The organism is Phenylobacterium sp. (genome assembly GCF_036263695.1).
In the GTDB taxonomy this organism is placed as follows: Bacteria; Pseudomonadota; Alphaproteobacteria; order Caulobacterales; family Caulobacteraceae; genus Phenylobacterium.
The window spans coordinates 1-18,123 of sequence record NZ_DATAGM010000252.1 but is presented as its reverse complement, the minus strand read 5'-3'; the positions used below and the strand labels follow the sequence as shown (position 1 = coordinate 18,123).

The window sequence follows — 18,123 nt, the reverse complement described above, 5'->3', positions numbered from 1 at the left end:
GTCGGCGGCGACCGCGACGGCAACCCCTTCGTCACCGCCGAGGTCATGCGCCAGGCGCTGCGGCGGCAGTCGCGGGCGGCGCTGCGCGCCTACCTGGAGGGGGTGAACCAGCTGGGGGCGGAGCTGTCGCTGTCCTCGCGCCTCGTTGAGGTGACCCCGGAGCTGCGCGCCCTGGCCGACGCGGCTCACGACGCCTCGCCGCACCGGGCGGATGAGCCGTACCGGCGCGCGCTCACCGGCGTCTACGCGCGGCTGGCGGCGACCTATGTGCGGCTGACCGGCGAGCCGCCGCCGCGCCGGCCGCAGCACGAAGCCGAGCCCTACGGCTCGCCCGCGGAGCTGAAGGGCGACCTGCAGACGGTGCTGGGCAGCCTGGTGGCCATGCACGGCGAGGCCTTCGCCGAGGGCGCGCTGCCGGACCTGATCCGCCAGGTGGACGTGTTCGGCTTCCACCTGGCCTCGCTGGACATGCGCCAGAACTCGGCGGTGCACGAACGGGTCGCCGCCGAGCTGCTGCGCAAGGCCGGCGTCGTGGAGCGGTACGAGGAGCTGGACGAGGCGGCCCGGTGCGAGGTGCTGCTGCGCGAGCTTCAGCACCCGCGGCTGCTGGCCTCGCCGTTCACGGCCTTCAGCGAGGAGACCCAGAAGGAGCTGGAGATCCTCCGCACCGCCGCCGAGATCCGCCAGCGTTACGGCCCGGACGCGATCCGGGTCTACATCGTCTCCAACACCACCTCGGTTTCGGACCTGTTGGAGGTCTATCTGCTGCTGAAGGAGGTGGGCCTGTTCGCCCCCGGATCGCCGCCCAGGGCCGAGGTGTTCGCCGAGCCGCTGTTCGAAACCATCGGCGACCTGCGGGCGGCGCCGGAGACCATGGCCGCCTACCTGGCCCAGCCGCTGATCCGCGAGATGCTGCGGCCGGTGGGACTGCAGGAGGTGATGATCGGCTACTCGGATTCCAACAAGGACGGCAGCTATCTCACCTCCACCTGGGAGCTGCACAAGGCCTCGCGGGCGCTGGTGGGGGTGGCCGCTGAGGCGGGCCTGCGCCTGCAGCTGTTCCACGGCCGAGGCGGGGCGGTGGGGCGTGGCGGCGGCTCCAGCTTCGAGGCGCTGCTGGCCCAGCCGGCCGGCACGGTCGGCGGGCGCATCCGCGTGACCGAGCAGGGTGAGGTGGTGGCCAACAAGTACGCCGACCCGGAGCTGGCCCGGCAGAGCCTGGAGACGCTGGCCACCGGGGTGGTGCTGGCTTCGCTGCGCAAGGAGGGGGCCGGCTTCTCGCCGCTGGTGGGCGAGACCATGGACGCGCTCGGCGAGGCGGCCATGCGGGCCTACCGCGAGCTGGTGTACGAGACGCCCGGGTTCGCCGACTACTTCTTCCAGGCCACCCCCGTGACCGAGATCGCCGACCTCAACATCGGCAGTCGGCCGACCTCGCGGCAGGCGACCCGCACCATCCAGGGGCTTCGGGCCATCCCGTGGGTGTTCTCCTGGTCCCAGACGCGGACCATGCTGCCCGGCTGGTACGGGTTCGGCTCGGCGGTGGCCCGCTCCGGTGTGAGCCTAGCTCAGCTGAAGGAGCTGCAGCAGAGCTGGCCGTTCTTCGCCACCACCCTGGCCAACATGGAGATGGTGCTGGCCAAGGGCGACCTGGGCATCGCCGCACGCTACTCGGGGCTGGTGGAGGACCGGACTCTGGCTGAGACGGTGTTCGGGCAGATCCGCGCCGAGTGGGACCGCACGCTGGAGGCCCTGCTGACCATCACCGGGCAGTCGGCGCTCTTGGAGCTCAGTCCCCACCTGGCCGCCGCCATCCGCACCCGGGTGCCCTACGTCGATCCGCTCAACCACCTGCAGATCGAGCTGATCCGCCGCCGGCGGGCAGGCGATGACCAGGAGGCGGTGCGCGAAGGCATCCACGTCACCATCAACGGCATCTCGGCCGGCCTGCGGAACACCGGGTAGCGCGCGCCGCGCCGGGGCGGGAGGTGTCGCAGGCCCTGGCGCGAGGGACCTTCAGGCTGCGTCAGCGGCTGGAAGAATGGTGGTGGAGCCAGTCGCGTCTCAACCAGTCTCCCCGACTCCCACCGCTTTGGCCTCCTTGCTGCCTGATGGTTGCCTAGGCAGGAGGCCGGACGCGCCGCCAGAGGCTGTGGGCGACGTTTTCGGCAAGCCGAGCGGCCGCGACCATGCCTCGATTTGCCCGCCCATGTGCTCTGCTCGCCAGGCAGCCACGCTGCCGGCGAATGGCGGCTAGTGTCGGCTCGCCACCATCAGCCGCGGATGTCCATGCCGACGGCCTGCGGCACAGTCGGTTCGGCTTGGCGCCTCGCGGCGATTCACTCAGCGCCGCTTCAGTACCGGCGACCGGCCACCCAGGTGGCGGCGACGCCGGCATGCTCGTCGAGCAGCACCAGGTCGGCGTTGAGGCCAGGCGCGATCCGTCCCATCCGATGGTCGAGACCCAAGAATTGGGCCGGGTGCAGGCTGGCCATCCGGACGGCGTCGGGAAAGGTGAGGCCCAGAAGATCGACGGCGTTTCTCACGGCGCGGGCCATGTCGAGGTCGGAACCGGCCAGTGTGCCGTCGGGCGCGACGCAGACGCCGTCGCGGACGGTGATGGTCTGGCCCTGCAGCACGAAGCTCTTCTCCGCCAGACCAACGGTGGGCATGGCGTCGGTGACCAACATGAAGCGCTCCAGGGGCCGCGCGCGCAGGGCGAGCTTGAGCACCGCCGAGTGCACGTGCCGCCCGTCGACGATGACGCCGCACCAGGCGGAGTCGTCCTCCAGGGCCGCGCCGACGACGCCGGGCTCGCGGCTGGCCAGAGGGGACATGGCGTTGAAGAGGTGGGTGAAGCCGCTCAGGCCGGCGCCAAGGGCCGCACGGGTCTCGTCGTAGGAGGCGTCGGTGTGGCCGGCGGAGACGACGACGCCTCCGGCGACCAGCCGGCGGATCATCTCCGGCGTGGTGCGTTCCGGGGCCAGGGTCACCAACGGGCGGCCCGCCTTCAGGGAGGTGAGCAGGGCGGCGGCTTCCTCGTCGAGGATGCGGAACTTGGCGGAGTCGTGAATGCCGGCGCGCGCGGCGTTGAGGAAGGGGCCTTCCACATGGATGCCCAGTACGCCCGGCGCGCCCTTGGCGATGGCGGCCTCTACGGCGCGCATGGCCCGATCGATGGCGCCGAGATCCTCGCTGATCAGGGTCGGCAGGATGCCGGTGGAGCCGAACCGCCGGTGCGCCGCGCCGATGGCCTCGATGGCCTCGACGCTGAGCTCGTCATTGAAGAGAACGCCGCCGCCGCCGTTCACCTGGGTGTCGATGAAGCCGGGGGCCAGGCGCCCGCCCTCGAGGTCGACGACCGCGTCGGCGCGGGCGCGGGCCTCGGGCTCCGGCAGCACGGCGGCGATGCGCTCGCCCTCCAGCACCACGCCGAGGCCACCGATGAAGTCCTGGCCGCTGAGGATGCGGCCGTTGACGAGGGCGGTGGCGGTCACAGCGTTCTCGTCACCTTGCGCAGCCCGGGCGGGCGGTCGGGGTCGAAGCCGCGCCGGCGGGCCAGCGCCTCGACCATCCCGTAGAAGCTCTGCACCAGCAGGATTGGCTGCAGGGCCGGGTCGGCGCTCAGGGCGGGGAGGGCGACAGCCCCCGGGGCGCTGGCTCCGGCAGTCAGGACCGTGGCTCCGGCCTCGACGAGTTCGCGCGCCAGCTGCTCCACGCTCTCGCGGGAGGCGTCATCCTGCGCCAGCACCAGGACGGGGAAGCCGTCGCGGGCCAGGGCCATGGGGCCATGACGCACCTCGGCGGCGCTGAACGCCTCGGCATGGAGGCCGCAGGTCTCCTTGAACTTGAGGGCCGCTTCCTGCGCGGCGGCGAACCCCGGGCCGCGGCCGACGACGTAGAGGCTCTGGGCCTGCTCGAGCGGCGCAAGGGCGGCGCTCCAGTCGAGACCGGCGGCCTGCGCCATCAGCTCGGGCAGGGCGGCGAGGGCGGCGCCGAGCGCCGCGTCCTGCGTCCAGGCGGCGGTGAGCTGGGCGATGGCCGCGAGCGCCGCCAGGTAGGACTTGGTCGCCGCGACGCTTATCTCGGGGCCGGCCCACAGGGGCAACTCGACGTCGGCGAGGGCCGCCAGGGGCGAGTCCGGCGCGTTGACCAGCGCCACCAGCAAGGCGCCGGTGTTGCGGGCGGAGCGCGCCGCGGCCAGCAGGTCGGGGCTGGCGCCCGATTGTGAGATCGCCAGGCAAAGTACGTCGTCGGCGGATGGGGCGGCGGCGTAGACCGAGCTGACGGAGGGGGCGGCCGAGGCGGTGATCAGGCCGGTGCGGGTCTCGATCAGGTATTTGGCGTAGGTGGCCGCGTGGTCCGATGATCCCCGTGCGCAGGTCAGCACCAAGCGGGGCGGACCGGCCCGCAGCCGCGCGCCCAGCAGTCGGGCAGGCTCGGCGTTGCGCTCGAGCAGGTCGGCGACGGCGCGGGGCGCCTCGGCCGCCTCGGCCGCCATGCGGGTGCGCGGGCGGGGACGGTCTCCGGTCTCGGCGGGCGTGACGTCCGGCAACTTGCTCTGTCCTCGCCGCTCAGGAGGCCTGGGTGTTCAGCTCGGCGACGAAGTCGTAGGCGTCGCCACGGTAATAGGATTGGGTGAACTCCACGGCCCGCCCGTCGCCGAGGAAGCCGCGGCGCTCGATCAGGAGGCCCGGATCGCCGGCCTTGATCTGCAGCAGGGCGGCCTGCTCCGGGGTGAACAGCACCGCCCGCAACCGCTGCAGGGCGCGGGCCGGCCGGCAGCCGTTGGCCGCGAGCGCCTCGTAGAGGGAAGGCCCCACCGCCTCTATCGAAGGCAGGGAGAAGCCCGGCACCGTCGAATACTCCAGCGCCATCGGCGCGTCGTCGGCGAACCGAATTCGGTTGAAGCGATAGACCGCGGTCCCCGGGCTGAGGCCCAGGACCATCGACTCCTCCGGGGTTACCGCCCCCTCGGCGCGCTTGAGCCACTCGCTCCGCGGCGTGCGCCCGCGGGAGATCATGTCCTCCGTGAAGGAGGAGAGCTTGGCGAAATTCTTCTCGACCCGGGCGGCGACGAAGGTGCCGGCGCCCTGCCGGCGGGTCAGCAGGCCCTCGCCCACCAGGCCGTCCAGCGCCTTGCGCACCGTGATGCGGGAGACGGCGAACTCTTCGGCCAAGTCGCGCTCGGGCGGCAGCGCCTCGTCCGGAGTCAGCACGCGGTTCTGGATCGCCTCCCGGATCGCCTGTTGGAGCTTCTGGTACAGCGGACCGCGTCCGCGCTCCTCCAGGCTACCGATCAGTTCCGAAAAGGCTGACACCGCATCCCCGATGGTCTGAGCGACCCTACCACGGCCACGACCTATAGGGTAGCGGCGCGACCAATGCCATACCAATTCCAAAAAGATCACATATTGGTCATGTTTTAGCTTGCGCGAACGGCGGTTTGGAGCGCAGCTTGGCGTCAGCCCAGGGACTTTTAACCGGTTGCGACCCGGCAAGTCCGCAGAATTGGGCTCGAATTGGTTCTATGGGGAAATCCCGCCGGGACGGTCGGCGGCAAGGGGAGAAGAACGATGGGGATCCGGAAGGCGCTCCTGGTCGCATCAACCAGCCTTGCGGCCTGCCTGTCTTGGCACGGCGCGGCTCTGGCCCAGGCCGACGGCGCCGAGGTCGAGGAATTGGTGGTCACCGGCATTCGAGAATCGCAGAGAGCCTCGATCGCCACCAAGCGCGAGGCGGCGGCGGTGGTGGACGCCATCACTGCTGAAGACGTCGGCAAGTTCCCCGACAAGAACGTGGCGGAGGCGCTGCAGCGGGTGCCCGGCATCGTCATCAACCGCGAGTTCGGCGAAGGCGAGCGGGTCAGCATCCGCGGCACCGCCCCGAACCTTTCCAGGACGCTGCTCAACGGACACGGGCTGGCGACGGCCGATTGGTTCATCCTCGACCAGCAGGCGGCGACCCGCAGCTTCAACTTCCTGATGCTGCCGTCCGAGATCATCGGCCAGACGCAGGTGTTCAAGAGCCCGACGGCGGCGATGGAAGAGGGCGGCATCGGCGGGACGATCAACATCATCACCCGCAAGCCGCTGGACCTGAAGCCGATGTACTTCGCCGGCTCCCTGCAGGGCGTCTACAGCGAGATGTCTGAGGAGTGGGACCCGCAGGCGTCCGGCATCTTCAGCTGGAAGAACGAGTCTGAGACCCTCGGCGTGCTGCTCGCGGCGGTCTACCAGAAGCGCCAGCTGCGCCGCGACGCGGTTGAAGTGCTGGGCTACGTGGACGGCCCCGGCGGGGTCGATGTGCCGGGGCTGATCGGCTCGGCGCTGTTCCAGCAGGAGCGGGTCCGTCAGGGCGGGAATTTCGCGATCCAGTACCAGCCGGACGACACGTTGGAAGTCGTGCTGAGCGGGCTGTACTCGAAGTTCGAGGCCGACAACTTCAACCAGAACTACATGGCCTGGGGGTCGAACGCCCTGGGCGGCGGCGGGACGCTGACCAATGCGGTGATCCAGGGCGACACGGCCGTCGCGGGGCGGATCACCTCCACGCCCGGCGGGCGGGGCGTGGTGTTCGACGCCATCGACCGGTTCGCCAGCACCGTCACCCGCAACATCGACCTGGACGTCACCTGGCGCCCGACGGACGAATGGGAGCTGCACTTCAACGCGGGCTACTCGGACGCCCAGGGCGACACCGAGGACCAGCCGTTCGTGGAGTTCGGCGCGCCGGCGACCTTCGACTACGACCTACGCGGCGGCGTTCCCAGGGTGAGCTTCCTCAACGTCGATCCCACTGACCCGACGGACATGCTGCTGGACTTCGGCTCGCTCCACCAGATCACCAGCGACGACTCTGAGGCCTACGCCTACGGCGATGCGACCTGGCGTGTGGACTGGGGCCCAATGAACGCCCTGCGCTTCGGCCTGAAGTACACTGATCACGAGCGCAGCACCGACTTCCAGGCCACGACCTACGGCGGGTTCTTCGTGCCGATGGCGGACACCGCCTGCGGCGGCCCCTGCACGCCCGGGAACTTCGCGGGCCCGCTGACCCCGTCCGACTTCCTGAGCGACATCGCCGTGCCCGGCACGCTCACCCGCTACTTCCAGGTGAACCGCGACCGGCTGCGCCAGATCTACTTCGGAACCCCGGCCAGCGTCAGGGCCCGTATCCCGCTCTACTCCGAAATCTTCGAGGTCCAGGAGAAGGCGTTCGGCGGCTATGTGATGGCCGAGTTCGAGGGCGAGGGCTGGCGGGGCAACCTGGGCGTCCGGGTGGTGACCACGGACCAGACCTCGACAGGCTTTGCGGTGGACCTGGCGCCCGGCGACAGCGCGTCCACCGAAGTCTCCAACGCCTTCGGCGCCTTCGAGCGCGTCACGGCCGACCGCTCCTATACGGACGTGCTGCCCAGCGCCAACTTCAGCTTCGACCTGACGGACGACATCATCCTGCGGTTCGCCGCCGCCAGGACCATCGCCCGGCCGGACTACACCGACATCGCGCCGCGCGTGACGCTCAATCCGGGGACCCTGTCCGGCACCGGCGGCAATCCGGAAATCGATCCCTACCGGGCGAACCAATTCGACGTCTCGTTCGAATGGTATCCGAGCGACGACAGCCTGGTCGCCGCGGCGTTCTTCTACAAGGACATCCAGTCCTTCATCACGGACCAGCCGACCACCGAAACCTTCGCCATCGAAACCCAGACGCCAAACCTGGCGCTCTGCACGCTCGCCGGCGGCGGTAATCCGGACCTCTACAACTGTCAGTTCGCAATCAACCGACGGGCCAACGGCGGCGGCGGGCGCATTCAGGGCGTCGAGCTGACCTTGCAGATGCCGCTGATGTACGGCTTCGGGGTGCAGACGAACTACACCTACTCCGACGCCCAGGCGCAGAGCGGCGACCCGATCCCCGGGAACTCCGAGCACACCTTCAACCTGGTGGGCTACTTCGAGAACGAGCGGCTCAGCGCCCGGCTCGCCTACACCTACCGTTCGGAGTTCTTCGTCACCTTCGACCGGGCCTCGTCGCTGAACCAGGACTCGCTGGAGTCGCTCGACGCCTCGTTCAGCTACAATGTGAACGACAACGTGGCGCTGACCTTCGACGCTCAGAACCTCACGGACGAGAAGATCGTGCAGTATTCGGGCGATCTGTCCCGCCCGCGAGGCGTCTACGACAACGGCCGGGTCTACTACGCCGGCGTGAGGGTCAAGTTCTAGCGCGCGAAGCTTCCTCCTCCACTCGGGCGCGGGACGCTCTTCCCCGCGCCCACTTCCTTTCCCATTGTGGCGGTCGGCGGTGCGCAGTCGGAGGCAGAGTATGAGTGCGGGCCTGGGTTGCTGGAGGCTTCGCCTGGCGGGCGCCCTGGCGGCGGTCGCTTGCGCCGCCGCGGGCCACGCCGCGCCGCTGCCGGTCACCCCAGTCCCGGCGCAGGTCGAGCTACGCGCCGGCGACTTCGAGGTGGCCGAAGGGACGGCCATCGTCACCCCGTCCAACGATGCAGCGGCGATGGGCGCCGCCCAGCGGCTAGCCGAGTTCACCCGGCAGGCGGGCGGGCCGCACCTGGAGCCGGTCGCCGGAGCCCCGCGTCCAGGCGCCATCGTCCTACGCCGCGCCGGGCCGGCGGAAGCGGGCGCCTATACGCTCGACATCACGCCCGAAGGCGCGGTGGTGTCGGCCCGGAGCGATGCGGGCCTGTTCCACGGCGCAATGACGGTGTGGCAGCTGATCACCGCCCCGCGCCCTGCCGGAGCCGCCGTGCGCCTGCCAGCTTTACAGGTAGAGGACGCCCCGCGTTTTTCCTGGCGCGGCCTGATGCTGGACTCGGCGCGGCACTACCAGTCGCCGGCCTTCATCAAGCGGCTGCTGGACGCCATGGCTGCCTACAAGCTCAACGTGCTGCATTGGCACCTGACCGACGACCAAGCCTGGCGGCTGGAGATCAGGAAGTATCCGAGGCTGACCGAGGTCGGCGCCTGGCGCGTGCCAGCCGGGCAGGGGCCCGCCGCGGACATCGACGCCGCCACCGGGCGTCCTCGGCTCTACGGCGGCTACTATTCGCAAGAGCAGGTGCGCGACCTCGTCGCCTACGCCGCGGCGCGGAACATCACCATCGTTCCCGAGATCGACATGCCGGGCCACGCCTCCGCGGCGGTGGTCGCCTACCCGGCCCTGGCGGCGACGCCGAACCCGCCCCGCGAAGTTCCCGCCGACTGGGGCGTCTACCCCAACCTCTACAATACGGACGAGGCGACCTTCGCCTTCCTGACCGACGTCCTCGACGAAGTGGTGGACCTGTTTCCCTCAAAGTACATCCACGTGGGCGGCGACGAGGCGGTGAAGGACCAGTGGAAGGCCTCTCCCCGCATCCAAGCCCAGATGAAGGCCCTCGGCCTCAAGGACGAGATGGGCCTGCAGAGCTGGTTCATCCGCCGCATCGAGAAGCACCTGAACGCGCGGGGTCGTCGGCTGGTCGGCTGGGACGAGATCCTGGAAGGCGGCCTGGCGCCCAACGCCACGGTGATGTCCTGGCGCGGGATCGAAGGCGCGGTCGCCTCCGCCAGAGCCGGCCACGACGCGGTGCTCTCGCCGGCGCCTGTGCTCTATTTCGACAATCGCCAGTCGGAGAGCCCGGCCGAGCCGCCGGGCCGCGGCCGGGTGGTGAGCCTGAAGGAGGTCTACGCCTTCGATCCCATGCCGGCCGAGCTGACGGCGGCGCAGCGCAAGCACATCCTGGGCCTGCAGGGCAATCTGTGGACCGAGCACGTGCGCACCGAAGAACGGGCGGCCCACATGCTTTTCCCGCGGGCGCTGGCGGTGGCCGAGATCGGCTGGGCCCCGGCGGAGCGTCGCGACTGGGAAGCCTTTCTCGGGCGATTGCCGGGCGATCTCGAGCGGCTCACCGCGTTTGGCCTCGACGGCGCCGACACCGCCCTGCGGCCGCCGCACGCGCCCACGGACCCACGCAGACGGGTGAACCGGGAGCTTAAGACCTGCACGGAGCAGCTGACATTGGCGCTGGAGGACGACGCGCCGGTGCGGGGCGAGCGGACGGTGTTCCTGACCGACATCATGAACCCGTGCTGGATCTGGGAGCAGGCTTCGCTCGACGGGATCGGCCGGATCCGGGTGGAGGTCGGCCAACTGCCGTTCAACTTCCAGATCGGCGAGGACGTGGAGAAAATTCCACTCAGCCCGCCGCGTACGCCCGAGGGTGAGCTCGAGGTGCGGGTCGGTAGCTGCGAGGCCGCCCCTGCGGCGGTAATCCCCCTGAAGGCCGCGGCGGGCGACCCTGCCGTCACGGCGCTCGAGGCGCCGCTCCCGGACCTCTCCGGCCGAGCCGACCTGTGCTTCACCTTCACCCGGGCGGCGGTGGATCCGATCTGGGCGGTGGCCTCGGTGACGCTGCTGCCGGAGCCGGACCGGTGAAGCCGCTGGTCCGCGCCGCCGCCGAGCTGTTGGACGTGGCCGCTCCGCTCGCCGCCTGGGCCGCGCCCCTGGACGAGGCGCCGGACGAGGTGTTCGCCGGCCGAATGCTGGGCGACGGGGTGGCGCTGGACCCGCTGGAAGGCGTGCTGCGCGCGCCCTGCGATGGGGTGGTGGCGAGCCTGCCGCGCACCCGGCACGCGGTCACCCTGCGGGCCGACAACGGCGCCGAGCTGCTGATGCACGTGGGGTTGGATACCGTGGCGCTGGGCGGCGAGGGGTTCGAGGCCCACGTCGCCGAGGGCCAGCGCGTGAGGCGGGGCGATCCGCTCCTGACCTTCGACCTCGACCAGCTGGCCGCGCGCGCGAAGAGCCTGCTGACGCCGGTGGTGGTGATCAACGCCGAGGCGTTCGAGATCGTGGGCCGCGTCACCGGGCGGCAGGTGCGCCAAGGCGAGACGCTGATGCAGCTGCGGGCGCTCGCCGGCGCGCCGGAGGCGCTATCCGCGGCGGCTAGCGAGGCCGCGGTCGAACGGGCCGTGACCCTGGCCCTCCCGCACGGACTGCACGCCCGCCCTGCCGCGCGGCTCGCCGCCTTGAGCGAAAGCTACCGGGCGGAGGTGGAGATCGCCGCCGGGGCCCGGAGCGCGGCCCTGCGCAGCCCCGTCTCGCTGATGACGCTGGGCGCAGCAAAAGGCGAGACGTTGCGCATCATCGCGCGCGGGCCCGACGCCCGGGCCGCCGTCGATGCGGTGGAGGCGCTGCTGACCCGCATCGGCGCCGAGGAGCAGGCCGAGCCGGCGCGGGCCGCGCCGCAGCCGCAGCCCGATCCGCCGGGCGGCGGCGAGGGGGTGCTGCGCGGCGTCACCGCGGCCCCGGGGTTTGCGATCGGCGTGGCGGTCCGGTTGAGCGCGCCCGAGCCTTTGCTGGTCGACGAGAGCCGGGGCGCCGCCGAAGAACGGCGCGTCCTGGCCGAGGCGCTGGGCGCGGTCGCCCAGCGCCTCGCACGCGAAGGCGCCGGCGGCGGGGCCCAGCGTCGGGAAATCCTCGCGGCCCACGGCGCCTTTCTCGCCGACCCGGAGCTGCGCGCCGCCGCGGAGCGAGCCATCGACGAGGGACAAAGCGCCGGCCGGGCTTGGCGCTCGACGGTTCGCGTCACGGCAGACGCGCTCCGCTCCACGGGCGATCCCCGGTTCACGGAACGGGCCGACGACCTGCTGGACCTGGAGCGACAGGTCCTGTTCGCCATCTCCGGCGAGGAGACGCGCGCCCCGCCGCTGCCGCAGGGCGCGGTGGTGATAGCCGAGGAGCTCCTGCCGTCGCAAGTCATCGCGCTGGAAGGGGCGCCCGTCGCGGGCTTCTGCACCGCGCGGGGCGGGGCGACCTCGCACGTGGCCATCCTGGCCGCCGCCATGGGCGTACCGGCCGTTGCGGCCATCGGCCCCGAACTGATGCGGGTGCCGGACGGGGCCGCCGTTGTCCTTGACGCCGACGCCGGAACATTGCGCGTGGCGCCGGACCGCGCCGCCATCGAGGCCGCGCAGGGCGAGCTCGCCCGCAGGGCCGCCCGCCGACGGCGCGAACTGGAAGGGGCGATGGCGCCCTGCCGCCTGGCCGACGGGACGCGGATCGATGTTTTCGCCAACCTGGGCGCGCTGGCCGAGGCGGCGCCTGCCGTAGCGCTGGGCGCGGAAGGCTGCGGCCTGTTCCGCACCGAGTTCCTTTATCTCGACCGGCGCGAGCCACCCTCCGAGGACGAGCAGACCGCCGCCTACCAGGCGCTCGCCGAGGCGCTGGCCGGGCGGCCGCTCACCATCCGCACCCTCGACGCCGGGGGCGACAAGCCGCTCGCTTTTGCGCCCGGCCCGGCGGAGGTGAACCCGGCGCTGGGCCTGCGCGGTGTGCGCGCCAGCCTGCGCCATCCCGAGCTGCTGCGCGCCCAGCTGCGGGCGATCTTGCGGGTCTCTGCGGCTGGCGAGCGGCGGATCCTGCTGCCAATGGTTTCGGACCTCTCCGACCTGCGCGCCGTCAAGGCCATCCTCGCTGAGGTGGCGACGGGCGGAGCGGCCCAGCTGGGGGTGATGATCGAGACGCCGGCGGCGGCGCTGCTCGCGGACCAACTGGCGGCGGAGGCGGACTTCCTCTCGATCGGCACAAACGATTTGACCCAGTACGTGCTCGCCATGGACCGCGAGCACGCTGACCTCGCGAGCCGGCTGGACGGCCTGCATCCCGCGCTCCTGCGCCTCATCGCTCGGGTCGGGGAGGCGGCCGCCGCGGCCGGCCGGCCGGTTTCGGTGTGCGGCGGCCTGGCCTCGGACGTAGAGGCAGCGCCTCTGCTCGTCGGGCTCGGGGTGCGGGCGCTTTCTGCGGCCCCGGCCGCCGTCCCGGCGCTGAAGGCCCGGCTGTGTCCACTCGACCTCGCCGCCTGCCGCGCCGTAGCCGTGGAGGCGCTAGCCCTGGCCTCGGCCGACGAGGTCCGCGCGTTGGTCCGGCGGCGCCTGCCGCACGATGCTCATGGAGTCTCGCAATGAAGAGGCCGTCCTTCGGCGGGCTGCAGCAGCTCGGCCGCGCGCTGATGCTACCGATCGCCGTCCTGCCCATCGCCGCCCTGATGCTCAGGATCGGCCAGCCGGACCTCCTGGGCGCTCCGGCGCTGGCGGGCCTGGCCGGCGGAGCCGTCGGCGTGGTCGCGCAGGCCTTCGCAGCCGCCGGCGGGGCCGTGTTCGGCAACCTGGGCCTGATTTTCGCGGTCGGGGTCGCCGTGGGCCTGGCGCGCGAGAACCACGGCGCGGCCGGCCTCTCCGGCGTCGTGTGCTTCCTCGTCGCCACAGAGGGGGCCAAGGCGCTGCTGCAGGTCCCGCCCGAGGTGATCGCGGGCGCCGCCGCAGGCGCCGCCGATCTCACGGCCGCCGCCTGGAAGCAGAAGGAGATCGCCAAGCTCTCGATCCCGGCGGGCATTCTTTCCGGGGTCGTCTCCGGCCTGCTCTACAATCGCTATTCCGACGTGCGCCTGCCGGAGTATCTGGCCTTCTTCGGCGGGCGGCGGTTCCCGCCGATCGTCTGCGGCCTGGCCGGCGTCGGCCTGGCTTTGGCCTTCGGTTACGCCTGGCCGGCCCTGGAGGGCGGCATGGACGCTCTGAGCGCCGGCGTGCTGGGGTTAGGGTCCGTGGGCCTGTTCCTCTATGGCCTCCTGAACCGGCTGCTGATCATCACCGGCCTGCACCACATCATCAACAACCTGGCCTGGTTCCTGATCGGCGACTACCAGGGCGTGACGGGCGACCTGAACCGGTTCGCCGCCGGCGATCCCACCGCGGGCGCCTTCATGACCGGCTTCTTCCCGGTGATGATGTTCGGCCTGCCGGCGGCCTGCCTGGCCATGTACCACACGGCCCGACCCGAGCGCCGGAAGGCGGTGGGCGGGATGCTGTTCTCGCTGGCCCTGACCTCGTTCCTAACCGGCGTCACCGAACCTATCGAGTTCAGCTTCATGTTCCTGGCGCCGGCGCTCTATGCGGTGCACGCGGTGCTGACCGGCTTGTCGATGGCGCTGATGGACGCCCTGGGAGTGAGGCTGGGGTTCGGCTTCTCCGCAGGGCTGTTCGACTACGTCCTCAACTTCGGGAAATCGACGCGGCCGTGGCTGTTGCTGCCTATCGGGATCGCCTACGCCGCCGTTTATTACGCGGTGTTCCGGTTCGCCATCGTCGCCTTCAAGCTGAAGACGCCGGGTAGGGAGGACGAGGCGGCTGCGGCGCCCGTCGCGGCGGTCTCGACCGCCCGTCGCGGCGAGGCCTTCGCGGCCGCGCTGGGGGGGCCAGCCAATCTGGTCAGCGTGGACGCCTGCACGACGCGCCTGCGGCTGCAGATCAGGGACGGGACGGCGGTGGACGAGGGGGCGCTCCGCGGGCTCGGCGCCCGCGGGCTGGTGCGTCCTTCAGCGGACACCTTGCAGGTGGTCCTGGGGCCGCAGGCGGACCAGGTGGCCGGAGAGATCCGGGCGAGCCTTGCGGGCTCTGCGATCGACGCGCGGGCCTTGGCTGCGGCGCTGCGGGGCGCGGACCTTTCAGCCGTCACGGTCTGCGACCGCCGGCTGGTGGTTCCTCTTGAGCCTGGCGAGGCGATTGACGAGCCGGCCCTCAGCGCGGCGGGCGTGCGTGCCGTGGTGCGCACGAGCCAGGGCGTACAGGTGCTTGTCGGCGCCGAAGCCCAGCGGCTGGCGGCGGAACTGCGAGCGCGCGCGGCCTGACGACGACGAGAGCCGCCTCTAGGGTTTGCTCGAGGCGCCGGGGCGAGAGCCGCCGCCGCTCGGGATGAGGCCGGAGCGCAGGGCGACCCCGGCGAACACGACCAGGAACAGGTAGCCGGCGGCCGGCGCGAGGAATGCTGGGGCGACGGCGGAGGCGGCGTCCGCCATCGCGCCGGCGATCGGCGGCAGGACGGCCCCCCCGATGATGCCCAGCGCGAGCAGGCCCGAGGTCGCCGCCGACGAGGCGCCGGACCGCTGCAGCGTCAGGCTGAAGATCGTCGGGAACATGATCGAATTGAAGAAGCCGATCGCCAGGGCGGCGTAGGCCGCAACGGCGCCCTCGGCGGAGCTGACAAACAGCGCCAGAAGGGTCGCCGCGGCCGTGCAGCCGAGCAGCAGGACCTCGGCGCGCAGCCGGGTCAGCAGGGCGCTGCCGACGAAACGGCCGACCATCGCTGCGCCCCAGTAGCCCCAGCCCACCAGATGGCCGGCCTCACTGGCGCTGACCCCAAGCCCTTCGGGCGAGCCGATGAACGGAATCAGCAGTCCTCCGATGGCGACCTCGGCGCCGACGTAGAAGAAGATCGCAAGCGCGCCGAACACCGCCCATGGCGAGCGGAACGCCTGCAGCGGCGAGGCCTGCGCAGCGGGCCTTGGCGCATGGGCGTCGATCACCCGCCTCACGCTCCAGATGAAGGCGGCGACCAGCAGGAACGCCGCGCCCACAACGAGGAAAGCGACGTCGATGGCGCGAAGCGAGGCCTCGCGGGTGGCCGGCGTCACCACCGCTCCCGCCGCAAACACGCCGCCGGTGAGCAGGATCGAGGATCCGAACACGGGGCCTAGCGTCGCCCCCAGCGAGTTAAACGCCTGCGAGAAGGTCAGGCGAAGGTGCGAACGCTCGGGCGCGCCAAGACCTGCAGCGAGCGGATTGGCGGCGACCTGCAACAGGGTCACGCCGGCGGCGATGACGAACAGCGCCGCGAGCACCAGGGCGTAGACGTCCAGCACCGTCGCGAGCGGCACGAGCAGGCAGCCGGCCACCATGGCTGTCAGCGCCGCCAGGATCGCGCGGCTGTATCCGAGCCGTCCGAGAATCCAGGCGGAGGGGAGGGAGACGACCCCGTAGGCGATGAACCAGGCCGAGGCCGTCAGCATGGCCTCGGCCAGGCTGAGCTGGAAGACCCGCCGCACCGCGGCGATCAACGGGTCGATCAGCGCCGTGGCGAAACCCCAGGCGAAGAACAGGCTGGTGACGCAGGCGTAGGCGCGCACCGCGCTACCAGCAGGGTGACTGATGCTCATTCCGTCCTCCGCGAGCTCGCACCCGCCGCCGGCGTCGGGAGGGTTGAGTGATGCAACATCTAGGCAATAGTGCCTATAAGTGCAAAATCGCAGTCGTCAAAGGCGGAGGATCGAGCTTGGCGCAGGGGATTCGGATCGGGCTCGGGGCGGCGGCGGCTTTTCTGGTGGCGTTCGGCGGGGCCTGCGCCGCGGCCGCGCCGGCGCTGATGCCCTGGCCACGCGAAATCTCGACCTCGGCGGGCGCGCTCCCGGTCGACGAGGGGCTGGAGGTGGTCTGGACAGGGTTCCGGGACGCGCGCCTCGAGCGCGCGGCGGATCGTTTCCGCGACCAGTTCCGGCGCCGGACCGGCCTTGTCCCCACGGGCCGGGGGCCGAGGCTTACGATCCACGTGCGCGGCGACGATCCCGCACTCCTGACGCCGGAAGCGCGGGAGGGCTACCGACTCGAAGTCGCCCGCGGCGCCGTTCGGCTCGAGGCGGACGGACCCGCCGGAGCGCTGCGCGGCCTGGCGACCCTGAGGCAGCTCGTGGTCCGCGGCCAAGACGGCTTCGAGCTTCCGACCGTGGTCATCGAAGACGGTCCGCGTTTCGCCTGGCGTGGGCTGATGATCGACGTGGCGCGTCACTTCGTCAGCGTCGAGACCCTGAAGCGCCAGATCGACGCCATGGAGGCGGTGAAGCTGAACGTGCTTCATCTGCATCTGAGCGACGACGAGGGGTTCCGCGTCGAGAGCCGGCGCCTGCCGCGCCTCACCGAAGTCGCAAGCCACGGCGAGTACTACACCCAGGACGAAGTCCGCGATCTGGTCGCCTACGCCGCCGAGCGGGGCGTTCGGATCGTGCCGGAGTTCGACGTGCCCGGGCACACGGGCGCGATCCTCTCGGCCTACCCCGAACTCAGCGCCGCGCCCGTCGATCCCAAGAACCGGATCGGCCTGATGAGCCTGGCCATGGACCCGACGAAGCCCGAGACCTTCGTCTTCCTCGAGACGCTCTTCGCCGAGATGGCGGGCCTGTTTCCCGACGCCTACTTCCACGTCGGCGGCGATGAGGTGAACGCCGCAGCCTGGACCAACAATCCGAGCATCCGCGCCTACATGGCGGCCCACGGGCATGCCGACGCCCATGCCCTGCAGCGCGAGTTTTCAGAGCGGGTCCGCCGCATCGTCCAGGGGCTCGGCAAGACGCCGGTCGCCTGGGAGGAGGTCGCCGAGCGCCCGATCGACGACGGCACGGTCGTGCAGGCCTGGCGCAGCTCCGAGGCGCTGGCCCACGTCACCGGCCAGGGAAACCGCGCCATCGCGACGGCGGGCTACTATCTCGATCTCCTGTGGCCCGGCCTCGACCACTATGCGCGCGATCCGGCGGATCTCCTGGCGACGCCGCCCGACAACCCGTCCTTGGCCTTGGGCCCGAAGCCGACAGGGCCCCTCTCGGCGGAACAGTCTGCTCGGCTGCTGGGCGTCGAGGCCGCCTTGTGGACCATGACGGTCAGCGAGGAGATGGTGGACGCCGCTCTCTGGCCGCGCAGCGCGCTGCTGGCCGAGCGCTTCTGGTCGCCGGCCGAGGTGCGGGACCCCGATGATGCGAGCCGGCGCGTGGTGAGCGTGCAGGAGGGCCTGCGGATCGAAGGCCTGGCGGACTCGCAGCAGCGTCGACGTATGGCCGCCCGGTTGGCGCCTGCCGACGCCGAAGCCGTCGAGGTGCTCGCCTCGGCGACCGGACCCGTCCGGAACTTCGGTCGGTTGTGGGAGGTCTTCGACGCCGTGCGCAAGGGACGGCCGCCCCAGGCGCCCAAGCTCAACACCCTGGCCGATGTGGCGGCGCCGGATAGCGTCGAGTTGCATCGCCTTTCGACCTCAGTCGCCCGGTTTCTTCGTGGGGACCGCACGGAGGCGGCGGCGCTGAAGGCGCAGCTGGCGCTGTATCGCGACAACCACTCCCGCTTCATACGCGCCGCTGAAGCCGCTCCGGCGTTGCAGGACGCGGTCCCGGTCTCGGCCGATCTCGCCGCCCTCGCGCAAGCCGGACTGGATGCGGTCGCCCTCATCGAGCGCGGCGGCCGCCCGTCCGAAGGGTGGAAGGCCGAGACCGCCGCCCTGCTCAAGCGGCAGGCCGACGCCGCC

General features: G+C 71.3%; 10 protein-coding genes. 6 read left to right on the top strand and 4 right to left on the bottom strand.

Annotation, left to right across the window (positions count from 1 at the left end):
• Window positions 1-1,965, top strand: a 1,965-nt coding sequence (gene ppc, locus VHK87_RS10170; protein WP_329634784.1) for a phosphoenolpyruvate carboxylase, incomplete at its 5' end; no start/stop codon positions are given.
• A gap of 389 nt (window positions 1,966-2,354) precedes the next feature.
• Here the strand turns inward: ppc and nagA are convergent.
• From nagA to VHK87_RS10155, 3 genes are all read right to left on the bottom strand, one after another.
• Window positions 2,355-3,497 carry an N-acetylglucosamine-6-phosphate deacetylase gene (nagA, locus tag VHK87_RS10165; RefSeq protein ID WP_329634783.1) on the bottom strand — a complete coding sequence of 381 codons (1,143 nt, stop codon included), beginning with the start codon at window positions 3,495-3,497 and terminating at the stop codon, window positions 2,355-2,357.
• Window positions 3,494-4,501 carry an SIS domain-containing protein gene (locus tag VHK87_RS10160; protein ID WP_414694138.1) on the bottom strand — a complete coding sequence of 336 codons (1,008 nt, stop codon included), beginning with the start codon at window positions 4,499-4,501 and terminating at the stop codon, window positions 3,494-3,496. The genes nagA and VHK87_RS10160 overlap by 4 nt, the downstream gene beginning before the upstream one ends.
• Before the next feature lie 73 nt (window positions 4,502-4,574).
• Window positions 4,575-5,321: a GntR family transcriptional regulator gene (locus VHK87_RS10155; RefSeq protein ID WP_329634781.1), complete on the bottom strand. Its 747-nt coding sequence runs from the start codon at window positions 5,319-5,321 to the stop codon at window positions 4,575-4,577.
• 255 nt (window positions 5,322-5,576) lie between these two features.
• Between VHK87_RS10155 and VHK87_RS10150 the strand changes: the two genes are divergently transcribed.
• The 4 genes from VHK87_RS10150 (at window position 5,577) to nagE (ending at window position 14,692) form a co-directional block, all read left to right on the top strand.
• Entirely contained in the window at window positions 5,577-8,234 is a 2,658-nt protein-coding gene (locus VHK87_RS10150) for a TonB-dependent receptor (RefSeq protein WP_329634780.1), read from the top strand.
• Window positions 8,235-8,334: 100 nt separating this feature from the next.
• Complete coding sequence (locus tag VHK87_RS10145) at window positions 8,335-10,443, top strand: beta-N-acetylhexosaminidase (RefSeq protein WP_329634779.1); 2,109 nt, start codon at window positions 8,335-8,337, stop codon at window positions 10,441-10,443.
• The gene (ptsP, locus tag VHK87_RS10140; RefSeq protein WP_329634778.1) at window positions 10,440-12,974 is read left to right on the top strand and encodes a phosphoenolpyruvate--protein phosphotransferase; all 2,535 of its coding nucleotides are present in this window, start codon (window positions 10,440-10,442) and stop codon (window positions 12,972-12,974) included. Before VHK87_RS10145 ends, ptsP begins: the two co-directional genes overlap by 4 nt.
• Window positions 12,971-14,692: an N-acetylglucosamine-specific PTS transporter subunit IIBC gene (nagE, locus tag VHK87_RS10135; RefSeq protein WP_329634777.1), complete on the top strand. Its 1,722-nt coding sequence runs from the start codon at window positions 12,971-12,973 to the stop codon at window positions 14,690-14,692. Before ptsP ends, nagE begins: the two co-directional genes overlap by 4 nt.
• Before the next feature lie 18 nt (window positions 14,693-14,710).
• On the opposite strand, the gene VHK87_RS10130 is transcribed toward nagE, so the two are convergent.
• Window positions 14,711-15,997, bottom strand: a complete 1,287-nt coding sequence (locus VHK87_RS10130) for an MFS transporter (protein ID WP_329634776.1) — start codon at window positions 15,995-15,997, stop codon at window positions 14,711-14,713.
• 116 nt (window positions 15,998-16,113) lie between these two features.
• Between VHK87_RS10130 and VHK87_RS10125 the strand changes: the two genes are divergently transcribed.
• Window positions 16,114-18,123 (top strand): beta-N-acetylhexosaminidase (locus VHK87_RS10125; protein ID WP_329634775.1); only part of this gene is annotated, 2,010 nt, incomplete at its 3' end.